The following is a 229-nucleotide window of genomic DNA, read 5'->3' as shown; positions in this document are numbered from 1 at the left end:
AAATCCTTTTACTGCTTTATCTCCTAAAACAGTTACTGGAACCCCTAAAAATCCAAATTTCTCCACTTCTTTTTGATATTTCTCTACCTTTTGCACATCCCTCACCTCATAAGGAATACCTTCGTTTTCTAGCATTTTTTTGACGTACTCACATTCTATACAGTCATCAGTAGAGTAAACAATTGCTTTATTGTTCATAAAACCTGCCCCTTCCCACATTATATTGATT

Annotated in this window: 1 protein-coding gene; it reads right to left on the bottom strand. The window is 34.5% G+C overall.

What is annotated here, in order from left to right; all coding sequences use genetic code 11:
- Positions 1-198: glutaredoxin family protein (locus AOA59_RS31765; RefSeq protein ID WP_099490155.1), on the bottom strand; the 198-nt coding region annotated here is incomplete at its 3' end.
- Positions 199-229: the final 31 nt, after the last annotated feature.

This window comes from Pseudomonas sp. 2822-15, from assembly GCF_002742515.1.
GTDB classification, from domain to species: Bacteria; Pseudomonadota; Gammaproteobacteria; order Pseudomonadales; family Pseudomonadaceae; genus Aquipseudomonas; species Aquipseudomonas salomonii.
This window is presented reverse-complemented; position numbering and strand designations above follow the sequence as displayed.